This window comes from Streptomyces sp. NRRL F-5630 (genome assembly GCF_000719475.1).
In the GTDB taxonomy this organism is placed as follows: domain Bacteria; phylum Actinomycetota; class Actinomycetes; order Streptomycetales; family Streptomycetaceae; genus Streptomyces.
Window position 1 is genome coordinate 105,363 of record NZ_JOGO01000005.1, and the last position, 20,876, is coordinate 126,238.

Here is a 20,876-nt window from a genome sequence, read left to right on the forward strand (position 1 = left end):
CCGGGCTTCTCCCGGGGACGCTGCTTCTGATCATCAACCGCTCCCTCGACCGCACAGGACCTGTGACCGCGCGAAAGGTGCTGAGGGGCCATGTCACTTGGCCAGTCTGCGGTGACATACGAGGGTCACGGCGGTGGCAGTGAAGGCGAGGAAGTGTTCCGGCTTCCGTGCGTAGCGACGGCGCAGGCGTCGGCAGCCGGACAGCCGGGACACACTTGGGGACGCGGGGCCCACAGGTGGTCGGGGAGGGCTGGTTGCCGCGGACTCAGCCGCGCCGTCGCGACGCGGCGGCGAACAGGGCGGTGACGTGCTCGCGCTGGTCGTCGCCCCTGCGGGCGAGGACGATCCGGCTCGGCCCCGCGTCGGGGACAGGGACGCACACGATGCCTGGGGCCGCGGGCGTGACGAGTGAACGAGGCAGGACCGCGACGACGCGTCCGATCCTCACCAGAGCGGTGAGTTCGCCGGCGTCGGCGATCTCCGGACCGCTCCCACCACCGGGGACACCCGCCCACCTCGGGAAGACCTCATCGCTGAGGTCGCTCAGGGAGATGCTGTCCCGCCCGGCGAGCCGGTGGTTTTCGGGGAGGACGGCCACCCGGTCCTCGACGTGGAGGGTCTCGGTGGCCAGCCCGCCGAGGTCATCGAACGGGGCGTAGAGCAGGCCCGTGTCGGCACGCCCGTCGCGCAGGTGATCGGTGCGGTCGGTGGCGCCGCTGAAGAGGATGTCGACCTGCCGGGCGGCGGGCTGCTCCGCGTAGGCGGCGAGGATCCCGGAGAGCAGGTTCGCGTCACCGCCGGGTTTGATCACGAACCTGAGCGATGCGTCGTCGGCGGCGCGTTGTGTGTTCTGCACGGCGACTGTCATCGCGTTCAGCGCGTGTCGGCCGTGCTCCAGCAGGGCCGCCCCGGCGGGCGTCAGCACGACGCTGCGGCTGGTGCGGTCGAAGAGCGTGACGCGCAGCCGGGACTCGATGCGCTTGATGGTCTTCGACAGGGCGGGCTGTGCGACGGCGAGCCTGTCGGCGGCGCGTCCGAAGTGCAGCTCCTCGGCGACGGTGATGAAGTACCGCAGCTCCCTTACCTCCACCAGATCCATTCCTCAAGGTTATCGAATGCCCGCGGAAGAGGTCTTGGACGCGGCCGGATACCGGGTGGTCGTATGGGGTCATGATCCAGCACACCATGTTCGTCCAGTTCACCGCACCGATTCCCGAGCACGACCTGAAGCAGTACCTCGCGGACCTCGAAACGGCCGCGAAGGGCACCGGCGTGCTCCAGACGTTCGCCGCACAGCGTCACATCCCCGTCCCCGGCGAGGAGAAGATTCCGGCGTTCATCGCCACCGCCGTCGTCCAGCTTGGCACCGCCGACCTCGAGGCGCTGGGGACCCTTTTCGCCGCACCGGAGGTCGGCGAGGTCTTCGACACCTGGCGCGCCCGTTACCCGTTCAAGGCGGCCTGGGCGAACCACGAGGCGCTGGCGTGAGCGACTTCACCGACAAGGTCGGCCTTGTCACCGGGGCGGGCAGCGGGATCGGAAGGGCCATCGCCTCCGGTCTCGCCCGCCGCGGGGCGGCGGTGGCGGTCCTCGACGTGGACGAGGCGGCGGCGCACGAGACAGCCGAGAAGATCGCGGGGGCAGGCGGGCGGGCGATCGCCGTCCGGGCCGACATCGCCGACGAGAACTCCGTGCGGTCGGCGATCGGCCGGACGGTCGCCGAGTTCGGGCGGCTGAATGTGGCGGTCAACAACGCCGCCGTCTCGTCGAGCGGCCGGCAGCTGACCGAAATGCGGGCGCAGGAATGGGAAGGCGTGCTGCGGGTCAATCTGACCGGCACGTTCCTCTGTCTCAAACACGAGATACCCGAACTGCGCCGGGCCGGGGGCGGAGCGATCGTCAACATCGCCTCCGGCGGCGGCCTGCACGCCATCCCGCTGTCCCCGGCGTACGTGGCCGGCAAGCACGGCGTCGTGGGCCTGACGAAGGCCGCCGCAGTCGACTACGCCGCCGACGGCATCCGGGTCAACGCGGTAGCCCCCGGGATGACCCGCACGGCGCATCTGGACCGGGCCACCGAGGGAACCGGGATGATCGCCCAGCACCAGGCACTCACTCCGCTCGGCCGTCTCGCCACCCCGGACGAGATCGCCGACGCCGCCGTCTGGCTGTGCTCGGACGAATCCTCCTACGTCACGGGGACCACCCTGTCGGTCGACGGCGGACGCCGCGCCTGACCCTACGGAGAGGGCGCCGCGCCCGACCGCACGAGCAGGACCCTGCGCCTGACCGTGCGGGCAGGGCGCGCCCCGCCTGGCCGGGCGATCAGGACGCCGCACTTGACCGTGCGAGCAGGGCGCCGCGCCTGGCCGCAGGAGTAGGGCAAGGGAGGCGCCGGACATGTCCTGCTCATCCCCGGGCCGCTCGACGGCGTTCCTCTTCTTAGCACGTCAGAGGGCCATGCCTCCCGTTGCGTCGATGACCTGGCCGGTTACCCAGCGTGCGTCGTCGGAGGCGAGGAAGGCCACGATGTCGGCCATGTCTTCCGGCCGCCCGATCCGGCCGAGGGCGGCAAGAGACGCCGCTTGCGCCTCGGCGTGCGGATCGCCCAGCAGGGTGGCCGCGCTGGCATCGGTGAGGACGGTTCCCGGGGCCACCGAGTTGACCGTGATGCCCCGGGGGCCCAGCTCCTTGGCGAGGGCGAGACTGAAGTTGTCCAGGGCTCCCTTGGTGGCGCCGTAGGCGATCATTTCAGGCGTTGCCAGGCGGGCCACGGAGCTGGAGATGTTGATGATCCGGCCCCCGTCGCGCAGGCGCGGCAGTCCCTGCTGCGTGACGAAGAACGGCGCACGCACGTTCACGGCGAAGACCTTGTCGAAGGCGTCCTCGGTCAACGACTCCAGGGATGCGAAATCCCCGATGCCGACGTTGTTGACGATGATGTCGAGCTTCCCCTCGGGCACGTGCTCCGTGCCCGCGGCGTCGAAGGCGGCCCAGAGGCGGGCCGCGTCGCCGCGTTCACCCAGCCCCGCCTGGAGTGCGAAGGCCCGTCCTCCGTTCTTGCGGATGTTTTCGACGGTCTCGCTCGCCGCCGTCTCGTCGCGGGCGTAGGTGACGCCGACGGCGGCGCCGTCCTGGGCGAGCCGCTCCGCGATCGCCCGGCCGATGCCCCTGCTGCCGCCGGTGACCAGTGCGACCTTGTCCTCGAGTGCTCTTGCAGACACGGCGGAAGACCGCCTCCCGTTCATCGAATCGTCTCTTGAGTGCTATGGGCGCCTAGACCAGCGGCTTGTGTTCGGGCCACCACCGCTGGACGGCTTCGACAGTCGTCGTCGGGCTGACGTTGAAGCAGAGCTTCGCGCCGGGTGCCAGCTCGTGGGTGGTGTTGACCAGCACCTCCAACAGCGGGGTCAGTTCCGGGTCCAGCCGGACGCCGGCGCCGATCAGCACGATGTCGTAGTCCTTGGCGGTCAACGCGGTGCGAAAGACCGCCTCGGCCGTGCGGCCGTAGTCGAGCAGGCAGTCATCGACACTCAGGCCGAGCTCCTCGAGCCGAGCCCGGCCCGCGGCCATTCCGGCCCGGACCGCCTCGGCGTCGATTTCAGGGAACGCCGCCCGTGACGAGGGCGCGTCGTCCACCAGCGCTGGATCCAGTCCGACGTTGAGCATGGACGGGGACATGTCGGTGTACCTCCGTGACCTGGGGTTTCTCGGACCCACGGTAGGCGCCTGGAGGCCGGGCGGCCCTCCCACATTTCTGGGATACCGTGGCAAGGGTGAGTTCCCCGATGGTCCGGCGCGAGACCGTGCGCGACATCGAGGCGATCTGCCGTCTCGACCTCGACTCCCGGATACTGCGCCGCCGGATCGCCGACCGGCTGACACGCCTCATCCCGGCCGACTCCTACTGCTTCAGCACGATCGACCCGATGACGCTGCTGACCGCCGACCAAGTCAGCGCCGGGCTCGTACCGGAGGCGGCCGCGGCCGCCGCGCACAACGAGTACCTGGTGGACGACGTCCTGAAGTTCGCGGCGCTGGCCCGCTCCGAGGTGTCCGCGGGCACGCTCGGTGCGGCCACCGGCGGTGATCCGGAAGCCAGCCACCGCTACCGGACCGTGCTGCCGATGATCGACGCGCGGCACGAGCTGCGGGCGGGCTTCGTGGTGGACGGCCGCTGCTGGGGCGTCGTCGCCCTCTTCCGCGGCGGCCGGCGGCCCGACTTCACCCCGGCCGACGTCGGCGTCCTGCGGCGGCTGTCCGCCCCGGTCGGTGCGGCCCTGCGCCGGGCCGCCCACCGGGCACCCGACGACACCGCTGCGGGCCCGTCCGAGGCCGGAGTGCTCCTGCTCGACCAGGACTTGCGGCTGTTTTCGGAGAACCTGGCCGCGAAGCTCTGGCGGGACGAGCTGGACCCGTCGCAGGCGGAACTGCCGTCCGCGATCCTGGAGGTGGCCGCACGGGGAAGAGGCGCTGAGCTGCCGGCGTACGGACGCATCCGCGGCCGCTCGGGCCGGTGGCTCTCCGTCCAGGCCTCGCCGCTGAGTGGTGGCGGCCCGCATCCGGCGGCCATCGCCGTGACGGTACATCCGGCGCCGGCCGCCGACGTGGCCGAGATACTGCTGCTCGCGTACGGGCTCACAGCGCGCGAGCGTGACGTGCTGGCGCGAGTCGTCGCCGGTCTGCCGTCGCGGACCATCGCCGTGGAACTGCACATCACCGCGGCGACCGTGCAGGACCATCTGAAGAGTGTGTTCGCGAAGACCGGTGTCCGCAGCCGCGGCGAACTGGTGGCGACGGTCCTGGGCCTGTGACCGGACGAGTGATTACTGAGTTTTTCGTCAGGGACCGTACGACCGTATCCAGTTGTGAGCAATCTGCGGGACTCGACCTCGCGGCACGGCGTGAGCCGGTAGAGCTGGCGTCATGACGCAGGTACAACTGAGCGACGCTGAATGGGAGTTCATCGAGTCCTGTCTGCCGATCGGCCGGTTCGGGTCCGGAGCGGCACCGGCACCCGCACCGGCACCCCACCGGCCTCAGGCGTAGAGGTGCTTCACGTTCTCCCGTGGGGCCGGGCGGTGCCGGAGTGCGGGGCCCGCGGCGAACCCGGTCAGCACGTTCTCGGTCACCTTGGTGACGAACTCGCCGGTGCGGGCGTCCATCCGGTGGTTCCGCCCGTTCAGGCCGGTGCCCGCCATCAGTCCTTCCACCCAGCGCATGGTGCCGGTGGCGAAGACGCCGGCGCCGCTGGGCACCGTGTAGTACGCCGAGTCGGAGTGGCTGTGCCGCCCGTTGCACACCAGGGGCGAGTGCGCGACCACCTCGATCGACTCCGGGGTGGGGGCGCTGGGGGTGACCCGGTCGTACTCCACGCCCACCAGGTGGGCGAAGCGCTCGCCGCGGCGTACGCCCGTGCCGCGGAAGGCCCAGTGGTCGGGGTTCTGCACCACGTAGGGTGCGTCGGTCGGAAAGCCTTCGTACAGGACGCCCGTCAGCGACGACTCGGGGTCGGCGCCGGGCCCGCCGCGGAAGTCGGTGGTGGCCATGCGCGGGTGGTCGGCCAGGTAGGGGTCGGCGGTGAAGTCGGTCTTGTAGCAGACCACCGCGGGCGGCGCGGCGGCCGTGTCGGAGGCCAGGCGGATCCGGCGGAAGCAGGTGTTGGCGCCGAGGAAGACCAGGTTCGTCCCGGCGTCGCGGGCGGCGGTGACGTGCCGCCGCTGCTCGGGCGTCCAGTACTCGTCGTGGCCCAGGGCCACCGTGGTGGTCGCGCCCTTCAGTACCCCCGGGTCGCGATGGACGTCCAGGCCCGTGGTGTACGCCAGCGGGATACCCGCCCGTTCGGCCAGCACCACCGCGGCCCGCTCGTAGACCAGGAACTTCTCGGCGCCGTTCTTGGCGTAGGGGCGCTCGAAGGAGACTCCGTAGGCGCGGCGGGCGTAGGAGCCCTCGGCGCCGTAGTAGAGGCAGTTGCCGCCCCAGTCGTTGTACGCCTGCCAGGTGGCGGGGGCGTGCATCAGGAGGGTGCGGCCGTGCGCGGAGACCGAGCGGACCACCAGGGGGACATAGCGCTGGTGCCCGTTGTCGGCCTCCAGCCGCAGCAGGTAGGCGCCCTTCGGCCAGCCGTCGGCCGGCACCGCCAGGCTCTGGTCCCAGCCCGCGCGGATCATCCGCGTGTCCGGGGTGGTGCTGCTCGGGCCCTGCCGGCTGCCGCGCACCGTGTGCGAGACCCACACCAGGGCCGCCTGCGCGCCGTCGTACCAGCCGACGCGGAAGGCGGAGACGCGGAACGTCCGCGCGGTGGTCGACACGTGCAGCGCGAAGGTCTCTCCCGGCCGCACGCTGACCCGGTCGGCGTAGCCCTCGATCGCCTCCGGCGGGCCGACGGACGCCGGCCGCCAGTCGTTCGTGCCCTTCAGCGCGGGGTGGCCGCTCAGCCGGGACGCGGACGGGGTGGGGCGGGTGTGGGTGGCGCCCGTCCCGCACCCGGCGCTCGCCGCGACGACCAGTCCGGACGCCGCGACCCGCAGCACCTGCCGCCGCCCCGGCCACGGCGGGGCGGCGCCGTCGGGGGGAGTCCCTGCCGCCTGCTCCTCGCCGCTGTCCATGCCGTCGCCCCTTCCGCCCGTTTCAGCCGCTCCACCGGCTCGATCCTGCGGCAGCCGGCGCCCCGCGGCGAGCCGGAGAGGGCCGAACGGCAGCACCGCGTGCGGCCGTTCGGCGGCCGGTCCTGCCCCGTCGAGGGCATCCATCCGCGCGGCCGTCGCACTCCAAGCGGCCCCCCGCACGTGACCGCCGAGGGCGCGGAGCAGGCTCAGGGCTTCGGGAGCGTCGCCAGATAGGTGGAGACCAGCGAGCGGGCCCAGTCGGCGGAGGCGGGCTCGGGGGTGAAAACGGCACGGTAGTAGAGCGGGCCGAGGAGGAAGTCCGCGGCGGTCTCCACGTCGAGTGCTGTCCCCCCGCGGTCCTGTTCGTGCCGAATGATGGCGCCGAGCTGGCGGTGGCGGTCCTCGACGCAGGCGCAACCCCCCGCTGGGCCGGAGCCGATGGTCGCCCGCATGAGAGCGAGCGTGTCCGGGTCGGCCACGTCGGTGGCGACGTCGGCGAGCCAGCGTCGCAGGTCGCCGGAGAGAGAGCCGGAGTCGGGGACGACGAGGTCGTCGGTGAAACGGCTGGTGGCGACGTCGTTGAGCAGTTGGGCGATGGAGCCCCAGCGGCGGTACAGAGTGGTGGGGTGCACGCCCGCGCGCGCCGCCACGGCGGGCAGGGTCAGGGTCTCCGCTTCCTCCTCGGCGAGGAGTTCCGCGACGGCGCGGTGGACGGCCGCCCGCACCTTCGCGGAGCGGCCGCCGGGACGTACGGGGGTCGACGATTCAGCCATGCGGAAATTATCGCACTGATCACTGCGTTAGTGGTAGCGTCCTAAACGCATCGATCACTGCATTTGGAGTCCCGCCGTGTCCGGTCCCACCCCGCCCCAGCTCCAGTCCTCCCCTTCACCCGCTGACTGGGTGGCGCCACCGGAGCAGAGGCGGAGACGGCTGAGCCGTCCCGTCGCCTTCGCCTCGCTCGCGGTCGTCTTCGTGCTGTTCATGGCCGCCTCCAGCGCACCCTCCCCGCTCTATGTCGTCTACCAGCAGCAATGGCACTTCTCCGCCACCACCCTCACCACCGTCTTCGCCGTGTACGTACTCGGTCTGATCGGTGCGCTGCTCGTCCTCGGCGCCCTCTCCGACCACCTCGGCCGCCGCCCGGTCCTGCTCTCCGCCCTCGCCCTCGAAGCGGCCTCCATGGCCCTGTTCCTCGCCGCGGGCGACGTCGGCCTGCTGCTGACGGCACGCTTCCTCCAGGGCATCGCCACCGGAGCCGCCATGACCACACTCGGCGCCGCCCTCTCCGACCTCAACCCCGCACACGCCCCGCACCGGGCCGGTCTCGTCACAGGCACCGCGCCCACCTTCGGACTGGGGCTCGGCTCGCTGGGATGCGGCCTCCTCATCGAGTACGCGCCGCACCCCACCCGCCTCGTCTACGTACTGCTGCTCCTCGCACTCGTAGTGGCCGGTGCCCTCCTCTCGGCCCTGCCCGAGACCTCGCTGCGCCGCCCCGGCGCCGCCCGCTCGCTCCACCCCCGCCTGCGCATCGCCCCCCACCTGCGGGCCGACCTGCTGAGCCTGGTCCCCATCCTCATCGCGAGCTGGGCGCTCGGCGGCCTCTACCTCTCGCTCGGCCCGTCCGTCGCCGCCGGCCTGTTCGGCCTCTCCAACCACGTCGTCGGCGGACTCGTGGTCACCCTGCTCACCGGCCCGGCCTTCCTCACCGCCCTCGCTCTGCGCGGCTGGCCCGTCGGACGGACCCTCGCCGTCAGCGCGACCCTGCTGCTGGCCGGCACGGCCGTCGCCCTGACCGGTGTGGAGCAGCACTCCTTGACCGCGGCCGCAGCCGGGACCGTGGTCGCGGGCATCGGCTTCGGCGGCTCCGCCCTCGCCAGCTTCGGCACCCTGGCCCGGATAGCCCGCCCCGCCGAACGCAGCGAGCTGCTTTCTGTCGCCTTCGTCATCTCCTACCTGGCCTTCAGCGTCCCCGCTGTGATCGCCGGAATCGCCGCCACGCACGCCGGTCTCAAGGACACGTTCGTCGCCTACGCCGCAGCGGTCGCCGCCCTCTGCGCCCTCGCCCTGCTCGCGCAGCGCCTGCGCGCGACCCGCACCCCTACCTCCGGCGTTCCCCAAGTGTGAGACAGCACCCGGGAATTGCTCGCCGCGGCCCGATCGAGGCCGCGGCGAGCGCGATTCTGCTCGCCCGGTCCGCCGGGGCCGGTAGGCCGGGTTGTCGTCGCAGCCGGGTCCGGCGGGGCGGACTCCCGTTCCTGTGGGGCTGGGCGGCCAGGAGCACAGCAGGCGGGCCCGCACTCTCCCGGCAGCGGCCGGGCTGCCAGGTCCGTGGGCAGTCGCCGCGGCCCGTAGCAGCACCATCAGCGCCGGACGGGCTTCCGCCGGTTGTCGTCCGGCCACCGCTCGACGGGAGCCGTCTCCTCGCTACGGACGGTCCCCCGGAGAAGGCGGTCCACGAGCAACGGCCGGGTGCCGGGCGGGGGTTGTCACACTCCCCGCTTCGGTGCCCGGAGCATACGGCGTACGGAGGGGCAAAGGTGGGGCCGGCGCGGCGGCCCGCGAAGGTTCCGTTCGCAGCGGCCCTACTTACCGAGCACCCGCCCGAGGAAGCCGCGCAGGTAACCCGCGACGATGTCCAGGTGGCTCTCCAGCAGGAAGTGGCCGCCGTTGATCAGGTGGACCTCCGCGTCCTTGGCGTCGCGGGCGAACGCTCGCGCGCCGGCCGCGCCGAAGATCTCGTCATTGCGGCCCCACACGGCGAGCACCGGGACCTCGCTCGTGCGGAGGAATTCGTGCAGCAGTGGGTAGAGCGGGCGGTTGTTCCGGTAGTCGCGGAACAGTGCCAGCTGGACCTCGTCGTTGCCCTGGCGGGAGACGAGGGCGATGTCGTGCTCCCAGGTGTCCGGGCTGACCAGGCTCGGGTCGGGCACGCCGTGCAGGTATTGCCAGCGGATGGCCTCGCGGCTCAGTGCGGCGCGGACGGCGGGCTCGGTGTCGGGGCCGGGGTTGGCGCCGTAGGCCCAGACGTCGGTCCAGAACGACTCGACGAAGCCTTCTTCGTAGCCGTTGCCGTTCTGGGTGACCACGGCGGAGATCCGCTCGGGGTGCTTGAGCGCGAGGCGCCATCCGAGGGGAGCGCCGTAGTCCTGGACGTAGAGGGCGTAGCGGCCCAGACCCAGTTGGTCGAGCAGTCCGGAGGTGAGTTCGGCGAGGGCGTCGAAGGTGTAGGTGAACTCATCCACGGGCGGGGCGTCGGAGTGGCCGAAGCCGAGGTGGTCCGGCGCGATGACGTGGTAATCGCCGGCCAGTAGCGGGATGAGCTCGCGGAACATGAACGAGCTGGTCGGGTAGCCGTGCAGCAGCACGATCGCGGGGGCATCGGCGGGGCCGGCTTCGCGGTAGAAGATCTCGTGGCCGTCGACGGTCGCGGTCCGGTGGTGCACCGAGCTCATGTCTAACCCCTCCGAGGGCTTTATCTGGTTAGTTCTCGTCATGCAAACATCGGTGGTCTAACCTGTCAAGCGAACCAATGCGGTTAGAGGGAGGGTGGTAACCGGTGGACACACTGCTGGACCTGCTCAACAGCCAACCCGTGGTGAACGGCGAGGAGCGGGACGCGCTCGCAGACCCGGCCGCGGGCAGGCGCTGGGCGCGGGAGCGCGGCGGTGAAGGCAGCCTCGCGGAACTGGAGTTGCTGCGCGAGGCGCGGGACGTCCTGCGGGACGTCGTGCGCGGAGAGAGCTCGCCCGCCGCGTTGAGCCCGCTGCTCGAAGGGGTCCACCAGATCCCGGAGATCACTTCCGGCGGTCTTCAGTGGAGAGTCGAAGCTCCCCCGCACGCCCGGCTGGCCGTCGAGGTGGTTCTCGCCTGGGCCGCCACCGAGAAGCGCCTCCCCGGGCGGCTGCGCCCCTGCGCCAATGACGAGTGCCGGCTGTTCTTGCTCGACCGCAGCCGCGCCAACCGCGCCCGCTGGTGCTCGATGGCTGTCTGCGGCAACCGCGAAAAAGCACGTCGCCACTACGAGCGCACCCGCTAGTCGTGGCTCCTCCGTCCGGTCGGCACAGAGGAGGGCCGCCGCCCGCAGCGGATCAGCCGGACCGCGAAGGATCCGGTCAGGCCGCGGCGATCCGGCAAGCACAAACACCGACGAGAGTTCCTCGGCCCGCTCAAGACTCCGCACTCCCGCTGGCCTGGGGAGAAGCCGTACGTCCTCCTGGACGACTTCCCCCCAAGCGCGCCGAGGTCCGAGCTGGGCCGCTGGCAGCGACGTCGAGCTGGTCTTCCCGCCGACCTGCGGATCCTGGCCGAACTGGATCGAATCGGAGTTCGCGGCCCTGCACTGCTTCGCCCTCAACTGCACGGACCACGGCGCCCACGAGGAGCGGAACGCCGCCCTCGTCGCCTGCACCCGCCGGCGCAACGCCCACGCCGAGCCCAAGACCGACTTCGCCCCCGATGCGCCGATCCGCCAGTGGGCCGCATACCCGTCCGCGCATACCCGTCCAAGGCCGCACGACAAGCCATGAGGAGCGGTCCGGTCGGTTCTCGATCAACGTTCTGCGGGGAACGCCGCGTGTCGGCCGAAGCCGACCATGACGAGCGCCATGAGTGTGAGAGCGATCATCCCGGCTGGAAGAGCCGGGGCGCCCACGCCGTCGACGACCACAGCCCCCGCAGCGCCGCCCGCGAAGATCGCCATGTTGAAGGACGTCGTCAGCATCGCGTTCGCCGCGTCGGCGTTCTCGCCCGCGGCCTCCCCCATGGCCGTCTGCAACTGCGTCGCCGAGCCGCCGAACGCGAGGCCCCACAGGACGATCGCGAGCAGCGCGAGCACAGTGGACTGCTGAGCAGCGGCAAGAAACGCTCCGGCGACGATGAACAGGACCACACTCGCCAGGGTGAGCCTGCGAAGCGCGCGGTCGATGAACACGCCGGTGATCCAGATGCCTCCGAGCGCGGCGACGCCGAAGACGAGAAGTGTGACGTCGAGCCGGAGCGCGAGACGCATCTGCTGAAGATAGGAAGCGATGTAGGTGTAGAGCAGGTTGTGCGCGAGCATCCACACGAATACGACGGCGAGGATCGTCGCCACACCGGGAATGCTCAGAACTCGGCTGAGCGGAGCGCGTGTCTGCGCCGACTGCCCAGGGGCGTCGGGCACGAGAAACTTCGCGAAGACCATGACGAGGACGCTGAGCAGTGACATCGCGGCGAAGGACCAGCGCCACCCGACCGTCGAGCCCAGCCAGGCGCCGAGTGGTGTTCCGACGCAGAGGGCGACGGGGGTTCCGGCCATGGCGAGGGCGAGGGCACGCCCGGCGTGCTCGGGTGCGGCGATACGCCGGGCGTATCCGGCGAGCATGCCCCACAGCAGACCGGAGAAGGCTCCCCCGACGAACCGGGCGACGAGAGCGACGGTGAACGACGGCGATACCGCCGTGGCGGCGTTCGCGACAAGGAACCCGAGCAAGCCCACAAGGAGGAGCGGCTTCCGCCGTGCCCCGCGCGTCAGCGCGATCGCCGGCACTGCCGAGAGCACCGTTCCGATCGCGTAGGCGCTCACGAGCTGGCCGGCGCCGCCTTCGGAGACGTCGAGTCCGGCGGCGAGCTGCGGGAGCAGCCCCGCCGGCAGCGTCTCGGTCATGATCACGATGAATCCGGTACACGCCATCACCACCAGTGCCGGAGCGGGGAACGACTCGTGAGCTCGCTCGCGGACCGGCGCGGGGCACGTTGGGGTCATCGGGGCGGACTCCTTCACTGATTATGGATTGACTGATCCGATATTGATCGACGTGCTTGCGGGTGTCAAACTGGATCAGTCAGTCCGCAATAAAGGAGGTTCGCCGTGTCCCCTGTCGGCCGTCCCCGCATCTTCGACATGGAGGCCGTCTTGGAGGCCGCGATGCTGCTGTTCTGGGAACAGGGCTACGAAGCGACATCGCTGGCCCAGCTCCGCGAGACCACGGGGCTGTCCTCCGCGAGCCTCTACGGTGCCTTCGGCTCGAAGGAGGGGCTGTTCGAGAAGGCCGTTGAGCACTACATCGCCGGACCGGGCAGTGTCACCGATGTCGTGGCCGACGAGGCGGGAAGCCCCCGCGAGGCCGTCGCCCGGCTCCTCCACGGGTCCATCGACATGCAGACCGACACGTCCCACCCTCGCGGATGCCTCGTCGCCCTCTCGGGGACGACCAGGGCGCCGGGGGCGGGCGAGGCCGGAGCGCGAAAGGTCGTAGCGGCGCGCCGCGCGGCGGACCGCGCGCGCATCAGGGCGTGCGTCGTACGCGGCATCACCTCGGGCGAACTCGCCGAGGACACCGACGTGGACGGCGTCACGTCAATGATCCACGGCTTCTTGCTCGGTATCTCGACACAGGTGTGCGACGGCACATCAGCACGCCACCTGCACGCCGCAGCCGACGCGGTGCTCGCGAACTGGGACACGCAGGGACGCTGACGCTCACGCGCACCACACGTCAGGAGCGTCTGGCGACCGGGCGCGCTCCGGCGAGAATCGGTGACGTGCCCGGACAGGTCACCGAGGTCGCGTGGACGGTGGTCACGGGTCCGGCAGGCCGCAGGGCTGAACGACCTCATGGGGGCGTTGCGATCGAGTTGCTGCCCGCCCGTCGGGCGGGCAGGGTCTGCGTCATGCTCGAACTGCGCGTCCTGGAGGCGGAATATCGGCATCTGTAGCGGGAGTTGCGACTGGCCGCACTTGCTGGGCGCCCTACGCGTTCGGCGTGAACACCACCGGGGCGGTTCGGTGAAACGATCCTCCCTCACTAGGATGAGTGACCCGCTCGGCGTGTCGTGAGTCTGCCGGGCGGGGCTGGGCAGAGTCGGCGCCGTGAACATCAAGACGAAGCTCGCCGTGCCCGCTCTTGCCGCCCTGCTGCTCGGCGGCCCGGGACTGGCACCCGCCAACGCCGGTACAGAACACCCGCACTGGAACCAGACGGTGAAGTGCGAAACGAAAGACCGGGACGGCCGCCGTATCCCGACGCGCGTCGGGAACGGGGACCTGGGCTGGAATCACTTCAGCGGAAAGCACAACATCAGGAAATGCGCGATCCTCGCCGCCGGGCTGAGGGACAAGGTCGACAAAGTGGATGGCCCGCGACTGGAGTATCTGGCGAAGGCCATTCACAACGGCAGGAAGGTCATCACCATCAAGATTATTGTGCAGTACGCGCGGCAGACCAAGGACAAGAAGTACAGGGTGAAGAAGGGCGAAGTGGTGGGAGTCATCACCGCTTATTGCGTGGGGATGAACAAGTGCCCGAACTGGGTGAATCAGTAGATGCCACTGGACCCGGACGATGTCGCCGAGGCGCAGTACGACACGGTGAGGCGTCTCCTCCCTTACGTCGCGGTGCCCCTGGCAGGCGACCTCTACGTGCGCGGTGTCCTGCCTGTCACCCGGCCGGAACCGGCGCTGCGCGTGGTCCTCGGCGGCCTGGGGGAGTACGACGTGGCGGCGTACGTCGCCTACGAAGTGCCCCTGCGAGACGGGGAGAGCGTACGGTCCGGGGGGGCGATTCTGCGGGCGGTCGTGCGCTCGTCGACCGGGACCCGCCTGTACGGCGCCAGCGACGTGGGCACGGTGCTGGGCATGACCGTGGTGTCCGTGAAACCAGAGCAGTGGGAAGCTGGTGCGGATTCCTACGAGGAGCGCGCCGGTGAATTCCTGCACGCCTTGCTGGAACCGTACGTAGAGGAACCACCCAGCCCAGGTGTACGTGGTTTTCTCTTCACGGGGCCTGAGCGTATGAGGATCTACGCGGCGGGCGGCGACACTCATGAGGTGATCGGAGCGGACGTGAAAGTGTCTGACCGTATGACGGCTCTCCTGTCAGCGCTCCCGTCTTTGGTCGAGGAGCCCGAGCGCCAGCGGGACTCGGACGATCCCCACTGTGCCCGCCTGGTGGACCTTCTCCGGTGGTAGAGCGGAAAGGCCCCCTTCCGCATGGGGTGGAAGGGGGCTCCCGGCCCGGTGAGGGTGGTGATCGTCGCTCACGCCCTCCCCGTCGGCTTTCCGGCGTTCGACAGGGTGGCGCCCTTCACCACCCTGCAGGTGCCGGCTCCGAACCGGTGATCTCCAGACGCGCCCCCCGGGTGCGGTCGGACGCGGGGCCCGTCTCCAGTTCGACGGCACCCGGTTCGACGACGAGCCGCAGCTCGCGCCCCACGGACGCCAGCGTCTCCGTGTCCACGCCGAAGACCGCGTCGGCCTGTTCGCCGGGCGCGAGACGCAGCCGGACGAAGCCCCGCAGCTCCCGCACGCGCGGCCAGGACGCGCCTCCGGACAGTCGGCGCACATAGAGCTGCACCGTCTCCTCGGCCGGCCGGGTCCCGGTGTTGCGGACGGCCACCCGGCAGGTCAGGCGCGGTGCGTCGGCGGCGACCCGCGTGTGCGACAGGCGGGGCGCCCCGTACTCGACGGTCGTGTACGAGAGGCCATGGCCGAACGCGTGGAGAGGTGTGGCGTCCTGATCGACGTAGCCGCGGTAGCGGTGGTCCTTGCCGTTGTAGAAGACGGGCAGTTGGGCGGCCGAGCGGGGCACGGACACCGGGAGGCGGCCGCGCGGTTCGACATCGCCGAACAGCACCTCCGCCACCGCGCGCCCGCCCCGCGGGCCCGGATACCAGGCGCTGAGCACCGCGTGGGCGGGCGCGTCGATCGCGGGCAGAGCGTGCGGGCGGCCCTGTACCAGTACCACCACGACCGGCGTTCCCGTCGCCGACACCGCGGCCAGCAACGCCCGTTGCGCCGGCGGCAGCGAGAGGTCCGCGAGGTCGACGCCCTCGCCGCAGGTCATGCCGGACGGGGCACCCGCCCCGGTGACGGCCGCCCCGTTCGCCTCGAAGGCGGTGCCGGGGGTCCGGGCGCTGGAACCGCCCAGCACCAGCACCGCGACGTCCGCACCGGCGGCCAGTCGCACCGCCTCGGCCACCTGCGACACGTCGTCCCCCACCAGCTCGCACCCCCGGGCGGCCACCACCTCGGTGTCCGGCCCGGCGGCCGCGCGGATGCCCTCCAGGACCGTGATGCCGTCACCGGGCCGCTGCGGCGCCGTGTAGTCGCCGATCTGCTGGGCGACCGAATCCGCGTTGGGCCCGAGCACCGCGATCCGCCGCACCGCACGGGACAGCGGCAGGACCCCGCCCTCGTGGGCGAGCAGTGTCACCGAGGCGCGCGCGATCCGCTCGCCCAGCGCGCGCAGCTCCCGCCCTCCCGCGTGGGAGCCGGCCTCGGGCACCGCCCGCTCGAACAGGCCGAGCCGGAACTTCAGGGTGAGCACCCTCGCGACCGCGGCGTCCAGCGCCCGGCCGGACACCAGCCCTCGCTCCGCGGCCTCGCCCAGCAGGGGGAAGCAGTCGTCCCACAGGCTCAGGTCGCAGCCGGCTTCCAGGGCCAGCGCCGCGGCCGAGACGCGGTCCCCGGTCAGCCGCACCAGTCGGTCGATCGCCGTTCCGTCCGCCATCACGACGCCGTCGAAGCCCCAGTCGTCGCGGAGCAGTTCGGTCAGCAGGTACCGGCTGGCAACGCACGGCACCCCGTCGAACTCGTTGTAGGCCGCCATCACCCCGGCCGCTCCGGCCGCTACCCCCGCCCGCGCCGCCGCGAGGTGGATCTCGTGCAGCTCCCGGTGCCCCAGCTCCGTCGCCGCGCTGTTGCGCCCCCCGACCGTCGCGCCCTGCCCGGCGAAGTGCTTCAGCACCACGGCGACACCGGCCCGTGCGGCCCCCTCCACCAGGGCCTCGGTCATGCGCGCCGCGAGGTACGGGTCCTCCGCGAAGCACTCCTCGCTGCGTCCCCAGCGTGGATCGCGCACCAGGTCCAGCGCGGAGACCAGCGCGACGTGGGCGCCCCTGGCCCGCAGTTCGGCGGCAGCGCCGGCCACCGCGTCCGCGTACAGCTCCGGGTCCCAGGTGGCGCCCGCCGCCAGGTTGACCGGCAGCACCGTGCCGTCCAGCGCCTGGTGGCCGTGCGGCATCTCCTCCACGAGCAGGACGGGGATGCCGAGCCGGGTGCCGTCCGCGACGTGCCGTTGCACGGCCGCCGCCACGGCGGCGCCGTCCCGGGCGTCGAGGCCGTCCCCGAAGCCCACGCCCGACCAGACGTCCGCCCGCTGCAAGCCGTACAGAGCGCCCATGCCGTCGAAGGCGGCGACCTCCGCGCGGAACGCGTCGGTGAGGCGGTGGCCGTCCGCGGTGCGCTCGTAGGCGTGCCAGCCGTACATGCGCTGGTTGAGCTGGCCCACCTTCTCCGCGAGGGTCATGCGGCCGAGCAGGTCGCGGACGCGCTCCGGCACCGGGGCCGCCGGATCGCGGTAGCGGGGGACGGTCACCGCAGCTCCAGGACGACGACGCCGTACGGGTCTATCCGCACATCCTCGACCGGGGTGCCCTCGGCCAGGTCGTGCAGCCCCCCGTCCGCCTCCGGACGCACCACCAGCGGCTCGGCGCTCTGGCTGACCAGCCAGACGAAGCGCCGGCCGTCCGCGTGCGCGAGGACATCCGCCGCCACGTGCGGATCGGCGACGGTGACCGGTCGTCGCGCGCCGGACACCCGCGCCAGCGCCGCGTACAGCCGGTGCGTCTCCTCCGGGTTGACCCGCGCCGTGCGGGCCGCCATGTGCTCCAGCGGGTAGGTGGCCAGCACGGTGCGGCCCCTGCCGGTCTCGTGCACCACCAGCGCCGGCCGGCCATGCGCGTCCACCGCGACGACCCGACCCGCCCGCGGGACCACGGGCAGGTAGGCGCGGCTGTCCTCGTTGCCCGCGACCGGGAAGCGCAGGACCTCCCCGGCGCGCAGGTCGCCGAAGTCCTCGGTGAACGTCATCTCCAGCACGTCGTCCTCGATCGGCTCGGCGACGCCGTACGACAACTGGAGCTCCACGCCGAAGAGTCCGTCCAGGTCGTCGAACCAGGGGCCCCGCGTGCCGGGGTGCTCGCCGGAGCAGAACGACAGGTAGACGGTGGCCCCGTCGGCGGCGCGGCGGGCCAGCTCCCTGCGGGTGCGGGTGGTGAGCTGCCGGGTGGCGGGCAGCAGGTACAGCGACGCCTCGCCCGGCAGTCCGTCGGCCTCGCGGCTGAGGGCGACGGGCAGGTCGGCGGCGCGCGCGGTGACGTAGCCCTGGTGCAGCGAGGTGAAGATGAGCGGCCGGTCGGCGGGGCGGCTGTAGGGGTAGCCGCGTTCCAGGAAGGCGGGCACCACGAGGGCGGCGTCGGCCTCCGACCGCGAGCAGTTCGGGAAGTCCACGGCCCTCAGCACGTCCGCGAAGGCGGCCAGTTCCCGCAGCGGTTCCTTGGGGGCGCCGGTGGAGTCGGTGATGCCGAAGTGCATCTCGAAGGGGTGATGGTCGTACGGGGACCGGTCCCACAGGTCGTCGTAGTCGGTGTTGTTCCAGGCGATCCACCCGGTGGCACCGCCCAGCAGCGAGTTGTGCAGGGTCTGGCGGTAGAAGTGGCCCGCGTTGGCCGCCGAGACGGTGTCGGTGGACAGCCCGAACTCCTCCAGCACCACCGGCTGCCCGGTGACGGCCGCCAGTTCGCACTCGAAGGCCGCCCGGTAGTGCTGGCGCGGCCGGTCGGTGTCGGAGCGGTACACGTGCGGGCCCACGAAGTCCACGTACTCCGCCGTGTCCCGCAGCGAGAAGCCGTTGTCGCGGCCGGTGACCTCGATGCCCCACGCCCCGTCGCCCAGCGACACCGGCTGCGTCGCGCCGGTCGCGCGCACCGCGTTGCACATCGCCTGGGCCCAGGCGGTCACCACCTCGGAGGACGGCGGGTCGACCTGGTAGACGCGCCCGTACCCCGGCATCTCGTTGGTGATCAGCCAGCCGGTGACCGCCGGGTGGTCCTTGAACCGGCGCGCCATGCGGGAGACGAACCACGCCTGGCGGCCCACCATCCACACGTCCTCGTACAGGTCGCGGCCGCCCCGCCAGGCCGGGTCCCAGTTCTCACCGGACATGTGGCCGACGATGAAGGTCGGCACCGTCCCCATGCCCGCCTCCTGGTGGGCGTCGAGGAAGTCCTCGAACCTGGCGCACAGTTCCTCGTCGACGCGGCCCGGCTCCGGGTGGAAGTCGGGCCAGTAGAAGAAGGACCGGGTCATGTTCAGGCCGTGGTCGCCCAGGACGCGCAGTTCCTCGCGGACCGTCGTCGGGTCGTAGTCCCGCCACATCAGCGGACCGCCGGTGCGGGACCAGAAGTTGGCGCCGAGCCAGGGCAGGACGGCGGGCTGGTGGGTGAGCTGGGCGCTGTGGCGTCGCATGGTCCTTCTCGCGTGGTGGGGGTTCGGGTGGTGCGTGACCGCGGTGCACCGCGGCCGTCGGGTCAGCCTGCGGTGGCCGCACCCGTGGCGCCGCCGTCGGGCGGGGCGGGGCCGGTGGACTCGCGCACCACCAGCCGGGGCCGGCCGGCGACGCCGGTCTCCTCGACCGGCTCGCCGCACAGGGCCAGCAGCGTGCGCGCGGCGGCGGCGCCGACCCGCTGCACCTGCTGGTCGACCGTCGTCAGCCGGGGGTGGAGCCAGCTGCCGAGCGGCAGGTTGTCGTAGCCGACCACCGACACGTCGCGGGGGACGGCCAGCCCGGCTCGCTGCGCGGTGCCGATGCCGCACACCGCCATCGAGTCGTTGGCGTACACGAGCGCGGTGGGCCGCCCCTCCGCCGCCAGCAGCGCCTCGGTGGCACCCACGGCGTGCCGTTCGCTGAAGTCGGTCGGCAGCACCGCGAAAGGCCGCAACCCGGCCTCGCCCAGGGCCTGTGCGAAGGCGGTCCGGCGCACCCGGGTGTGCTCCAGCTCCGGCGGCCCGCTGATGTAGGCCACGCGCCGGTGGCCGAGCGCCAGCAGGTGCGCGACCGCCTCGGCGATCCCCGCCCCCTGGTCGCGCAGCCCGACGCGCGGCACCACGGCCGTGCCGTCCGGCGCGCCGAGCAGCACCGCGGGCAGCCCCAGCCGGGCCAGCAGCGCGGGGCGGGCGTCCTCGTCGCGGGCGTCGGTGAGCACCGCGCCGTCCACCCGGCCCTCGGCGGCCAGCCGCTCGTAGAGCGCGTACTCCTCACGGTGGCCGCTCACCAGGTGCAGCAGCAGACCGTAGCCGCGCGGCGCCAGCTCGCCCTCTATGCCGGTGATCAGCTCGCTGAAGTGCGGGTCGGAGCCCAGCACGTCGGTGGGGCGCCGGACCACCAGCGCCAGACTGCGGGTACGGGCGTGGCGCAGGGCCACCGCGGGGGCGCTGGGACTCCATCCCAGTTCGAGCGCGGCGTCGAGGATCCGGCGCCGGGTCGCCTCCGAGAGCCTGCCCTTGTTGTTGAAGGCCTGCGAGACGGCGGCGGTCGACACGCCTGCCTCGGCGGCGACCTCCTTGATGGTCGGACGCCGCCCCGGCCGCCCGGTGGCCACGCTCACATCTTCACCGCCCCGCTGACCAGGGCCTGCTGCATGCGCTTCTGGAGCACCGTGTAGACGAACCAGACCGGCACCAGGGTCAGTACCGTGCCCGCCGTCAGGACCCCGTAGTCCGTGCCGGTGATCGACTTGAGCGTGGGCAACGCCACCTGGACCGTGCGCTGCGCAGGGTCCGGCCCGATGATGACCAGCGAGTACAGGTACTCGTTCCAGAAGGTCAGGAAGTTCAGCAGCAGCACCGTGGCGATGCCCGGCAGGCACATCGGCGTGTAGACGTGGCGCAGCACCGCGAAGGTCGACGCCCCGTCCAGCCGCGCGGCCTCCTCCATCTCCGGCGGGATGGTGCGCATGAACTGCACGAGGATCACCACCGAGAGCGGCAGCGCCGTCGCGGGCAGGAACAGCACCATGAAGATCCGGGTGTGGAACAGCCCGGTGGCCGCCGCCAGGAGGAAGGTGGGGAAGAGCGCCGCGAAGGTCGGGATCAGGAAGCCGAGGGAGAAGACCTTCTCCACCACTCCCGCCAGCCGTCCGGTCGAACGGGCCAGCGCGAACGCGGCCGGTATCGCCAGCAGCAGCGTGAGCGCCAGCGAGAACACCGTCACCAGCGCCGAGTTGACTACCGCGAGCCCCAGGTCGGCGCTGTCGAAGGCGGTCCGGAAGTTGCCCAGGCCCAGCGAGGTGGGCGGAGCGAAGGGATGGGCGAAGATCTCGTCGTTCGACTTGAACGCCGAGGCGAGGAAGTAGTACAGCGGGACGACGAGCAGCACCGCGTACGTCCACACCAGGATGTGGGCCGGGAGCCAGCGCTTGCCGAGCTTCATGAGTGCTGCTCCG

Annotated in this window: 19 protein-coding genes; 8 read left to right on the forward strand and 11 right to left on the reverse strand. The window is 71.7% G+C overall.

Annotated elements, in window-relative coordinates; translation table 11 throughout:
- Positions 1-265: 265 nt before the first annotated feature.
- Positions 266-1,099 carry a LysR family transcriptional regulator gene (locus IF99_RS0104105; RefSeq protein ID WP_030994930.1) on the reverse strand — a complete coding sequence of 278 codons (834 nt, stop codon included), beginning with the start codon at positions 1,097-1,099 and terminating at the stop codon, positions 266-268.
- Between the two features lie 71 nt (positions 1,100-1,170).
- Between IF99_RS0104105 and IF99_RS0104110 the strand changes: the two genes are divergently transcribed.
- A complete protein-coding gene (locus IF99_RS0104110; RefSeq protein WP_030994931.1) occupies positions 1,171-1,488 on the forward strand; it encodes a hypothetical protein in 318 nt (105 codons plus the stop codon).
- The gene (locus tag IF99_RS0104115; RefSeq protein ID WP_030994932.1) at positions 1,485-2,237 is read left to right on the forward strand and encodes an SDR family NAD(P)-dependent oxidoreductase; all 753 of its coding nucleotides are present in this window, start codon (positions 1,485-1,487) and stop codon (positions 2,235-2,237) included. The genes IF99_RS0104110 and IF99_RS0104115 overlap by 4 nt, the downstream gene beginning before the upstream one ends.
- A gap of 213 nt (positions 2,238-2,450) precedes the next feature.
- Here IF99_RS0104115 and IF99_RS0104120 read toward each other — a convergent pair whose 3' ends face one another.
- Entirely contained in the window at positions 2,451-3,224 is a 774-nt protein-coding gene (locus IF99_RS0104120; protein ID WP_030994933.1) for a glucose 1-dehydrogenase, read from the reverse strand.
- A 52-nt stretch (positions 3,225-3,276) separates the two neighbouring features.
- Positions 3,277-3,681 (reverse strand): hypothetical protein, encoded by a 405-nt coding sequence (locus IF99_RS0104125; protein ID WP_030994934.1) that lies wholly within the window; start codon positions 3,679-3,681, stop codon positions 3,277-3,279.
- A 95-nt stretch (positions 3,682-3,776) separates the two neighbouring features.
- On the opposite strand from IF99_RS0104125, the gene IF99_RS0104130 reads away from it, so the two are divergent.
- A complete protein-coding gene (locus IF99_RS0104130) occupies positions 3,777-4,814 on the forward strand; it encodes a helix-turn-helix transcriptional regulator (RefSeq protein WP_158716578.1) in 1,038 nt (345 codons plus the stop codon).
- Positions 4,815-5,039: 225 nt separating this feature from the next.
- On the opposite strand, the gene IF99_RS30530 is transcribed toward IF99_RS0104130, so the two are convergent.
- Together IF99_RS30530 and IF99_RS0104140 are read right to left on the reverse strand one after the other, a co-directional pair.
- Positions 5,040-6,608, reverse strand: a complete 1,569-nt coding sequence (locus IF99_RS30530; RefSeq protein WP_234340579.1) for a N,N-dimethylformamidase beta subunit family domain-containing protein — start codon at positions 6,606-6,608, stop codon at positions 5,040-5,042.
- Between the two features lie 206 nt (positions 6,609-6,814).
- Entirely contained in the window at positions 6,815-7,381 is a 567-nt protein-coding gene (locus IF99_RS0104140) for a TetR-like C-terminal domain-containing protein (protein ID WP_030994937.1), read from the reverse strand.
- Between the two features lie 76 nt (positions 7,382-7,457).
- On the opposite strand from IF99_RS0104140, the gene IF99_RS0104145 reads away from it, so the two are divergent.
- On the forward strand, positions 7,458-8,738 hold the full coding sequence (locus IF99_RS0104145) for an MFS transporter (protein ID WP_030994938.1): 1,281 nt from the start codon (positions 7,458-7,460) through the stop codon (positions 8,736-8,738).
- Between the two features lie 458 nt (positions 8,739-9,196).
- Here the strand turns inward: IF99_RS0104145 and IF99_RS0104150 are convergent, their stop codons facing one another.
- Positions 9,197-10,066 (reverse strand): alpha/beta fold hydrolase, encoded by an 870-nt coding sequence (locus tag IF99_RS0104150; RefSeq protein WP_030994939.1) that lies wholly within the window; start codon positions 10,064-10,066, stop codon positions 9,197-9,199.
- Between the two features lie 104 nt (positions 10,067-10,170).
- Here IF99_RS0104150 and IF99_RS0104155 point away from each other — a divergent pair, with 104 nt between their 5' ends.
- Complete coding sequence (locus IF99_RS0104155) at positions 10,171-10,650, forward strand: CGNR zinc finger domain-containing protein (RefSeq protein WP_030994940.1); 480 nt, start codon at positions 10,171-10,173, stop codon at positions 10,648-10,650.
- Positions 10,651-11,163: 513 nt separating this feature from the next.
- Here the strand turns inward: IF99_RS0104155 and IF99_RS0104160 are convergent.
- Positions 11,164-12,357: an MFS transporter gene (locus tag IF99_RS0104160; protein ID WP_030994941.1), complete on the reverse strand. Its 1,194-nt coding sequence runs from the start codon at positions 12,355-12,357 to the stop codon at positions 11,164-11,166.
- A gap of 105 nt (positions 12,358-12,462) precedes the next feature.
- Between IF99_RS0104160 and IF99_RS0104165 the strand changes: the two genes are divergently transcribed.
- From IF99_RS0104165 to IF99_RS31580, 3 genes are all read left to right on the forward strand, one after another.
- A complete protein-coding gene (locus tag IF99_RS0104165; protein ID WP_030994942.1) occupies positions 12,463-13,071 on the forward strand; it encodes a TetR/AcrR family transcriptional regulator in 609 nt (202 codons plus the stop codon).
- Between the two features lie 393 nt (positions 13,072-13,464).
- A complete protein-coding gene (locus tag IF99_RS0104170; protein WP_051703360.1) occupies positions 13,465-13,917 on the forward strand; it encodes a hypothetical protein in 453 nt (150 codons plus the stop codon).
- Complete coding sequence (locus IF99_RS31580; RefSeq protein ID WP_051703361.1) at positions 13,918-14,562, forward strand: hypothetical protein; 645 nt, start codon at positions 13,918-13,920, stop codon at positions 14,560-14,562. It abuts the gene before it with no gap.
- Between the two features lie 115 nt (positions 14,563-14,677).
- On the opposite strand, the gene IF99_RS0104180 is transcribed toward IF99_RS31580, so the two are convergent.
- The 4 genes from IF99_RS0104180 to IF99_RS0104195 all read right to left on the reverse strand — a co-directional run bounded on the left by IF99_RS0104180 (position 14,678) and on the right by IF99_RS0104195 (position 20,863).
- Complete coding sequence (locus IF99_RS0104180) at positions 14,678-16,969, reverse strand: glycoside hydrolase family 3 N-terminal domain-containing protein (RefSeq protein WP_030994945.1); 2,292 nt, start codon at positions 16,967-16,969, stop codon at positions 14,678-14,680.
- Positions 16,966-18,900 carry a glycoside hydrolase 5 family protein gene (locus tag IF99_RS0104185; RefSeq protein ID WP_030994946.1) on the reverse strand — a complete coding sequence of 645 codons (1,935 nt, stop codon included), beginning with the start codon at positions 18,898-18,900 and terminating at the stop codon, positions 16,966-16,968. The genes IF99_RS0104180 and IF99_RS0104185 overlap by 4 nt, the downstream gene beginning before the upstream one ends.
- Before the next feature lie 62 nt (positions 18,901-18,962).
- The gene (locus IF99_RS0104190; protein WP_051703362.1) at positions 18,963-20,039 is read right to left on the reverse strand and encodes a LacI family DNA-binding transcriptional regulator; all 1,077 of its coding nucleotides are present in this window, start codon (positions 20,037-20,039) and stop codon (positions 18,963-18,965) included.
- A complete protein-coding gene (locus IF99_RS0104195; RefSeq protein WP_030994948.1) occupies positions 20,036-20,863 on the reverse strand; it encodes a carbohydrate ABC transporter permease in 828 nt (275 codons plus the stop codon). Before IF99_RS0104195 ends, IF99_RS0104190 begins: the two co-directional genes overlap by 4 nt.
- Positions 20,864-20,876: the final 13 nt, after the last annotated feature.

What these genes read in the sequence shown, in the direction of transcription:
- IF99_RS0104105 (WP_030994930.1), bottom strand. Translation starts at nt 1,099, where the DNA reads ATGGATCTGGTGGAGGTAAGGGAGCTGCGGTACTTCATCACCGTCGCC.
- IF99_RS0104110 (WP_030994931.1), top strand. Translation starts at nt 1,171, where the DNA reads ATGATCCAGCACACCATGTTCGTCCAGTTCACCGCACCGATTCCCGAG.
- IF99_RS0104125 (WP_030994934.1), bottom strand. Translation starts at nt 3,681, where the DNA reads ATGTCCCCGTCCATGCTCAACGTCGGACTGGATCCAGCGCTGGTGGAC.
- IF99_RS30530 (WP_234340579.1), bottom strand. Translation starts at nt 6,608, where the DNA reads ATGGACAGCGGCGAGGAGCAGGCGGCAGGGACTCCCCCCGACGGCGCC.
- IF99_RS0104140 (WP_030994937.1), bottom strand. Translation starts at nt 7,381, where the DNA reads ATGGCTGAATCGTCGACCCCCGTACGTCCCGGCGGCCGCTCCGCGAAG.
- IF99_RS0104150 (WP_030994939.1), bottom strand. Translation starts at nt 10,066, where the DNA reads ATGAGCTCGGTGCACCACCGGACCGCGACCGTCGACGGCCACGAGATC.
- IF99_RS0104160 (WP_030994941.1), bottom strand. Translation starts at nt 12,357, where the DNA reads ATGACCCCAACGTGCCCCGCGCCGGTCCGCGAGCGAGCTCACGAGTCG.
- IF99_RS31580 (WP_051703361.1), top strand. Translation starts at nt 13,918, where the DNA reads ATGCCACTGGACCCGGACGATGTCGCCGAGGCGCAGTACGACACGGTG.
- IF99_RS0104185 (WP_030994946.1), bottom strand. Translation starts at nt 18,900, where the DNA reads ATGCGACGCCACAGCGCCCAGCTCACCCACCAGCCCGCCGTCCTGCCC.
- IF99_RS0104195 (WP_030994948.1), bottom strand. Translation starts at nt 20,863, where the DNA reads ATGAAGCTCGGCAAGCGCTGGCTCCCGGCCCACATCCTGGTGTGGACG.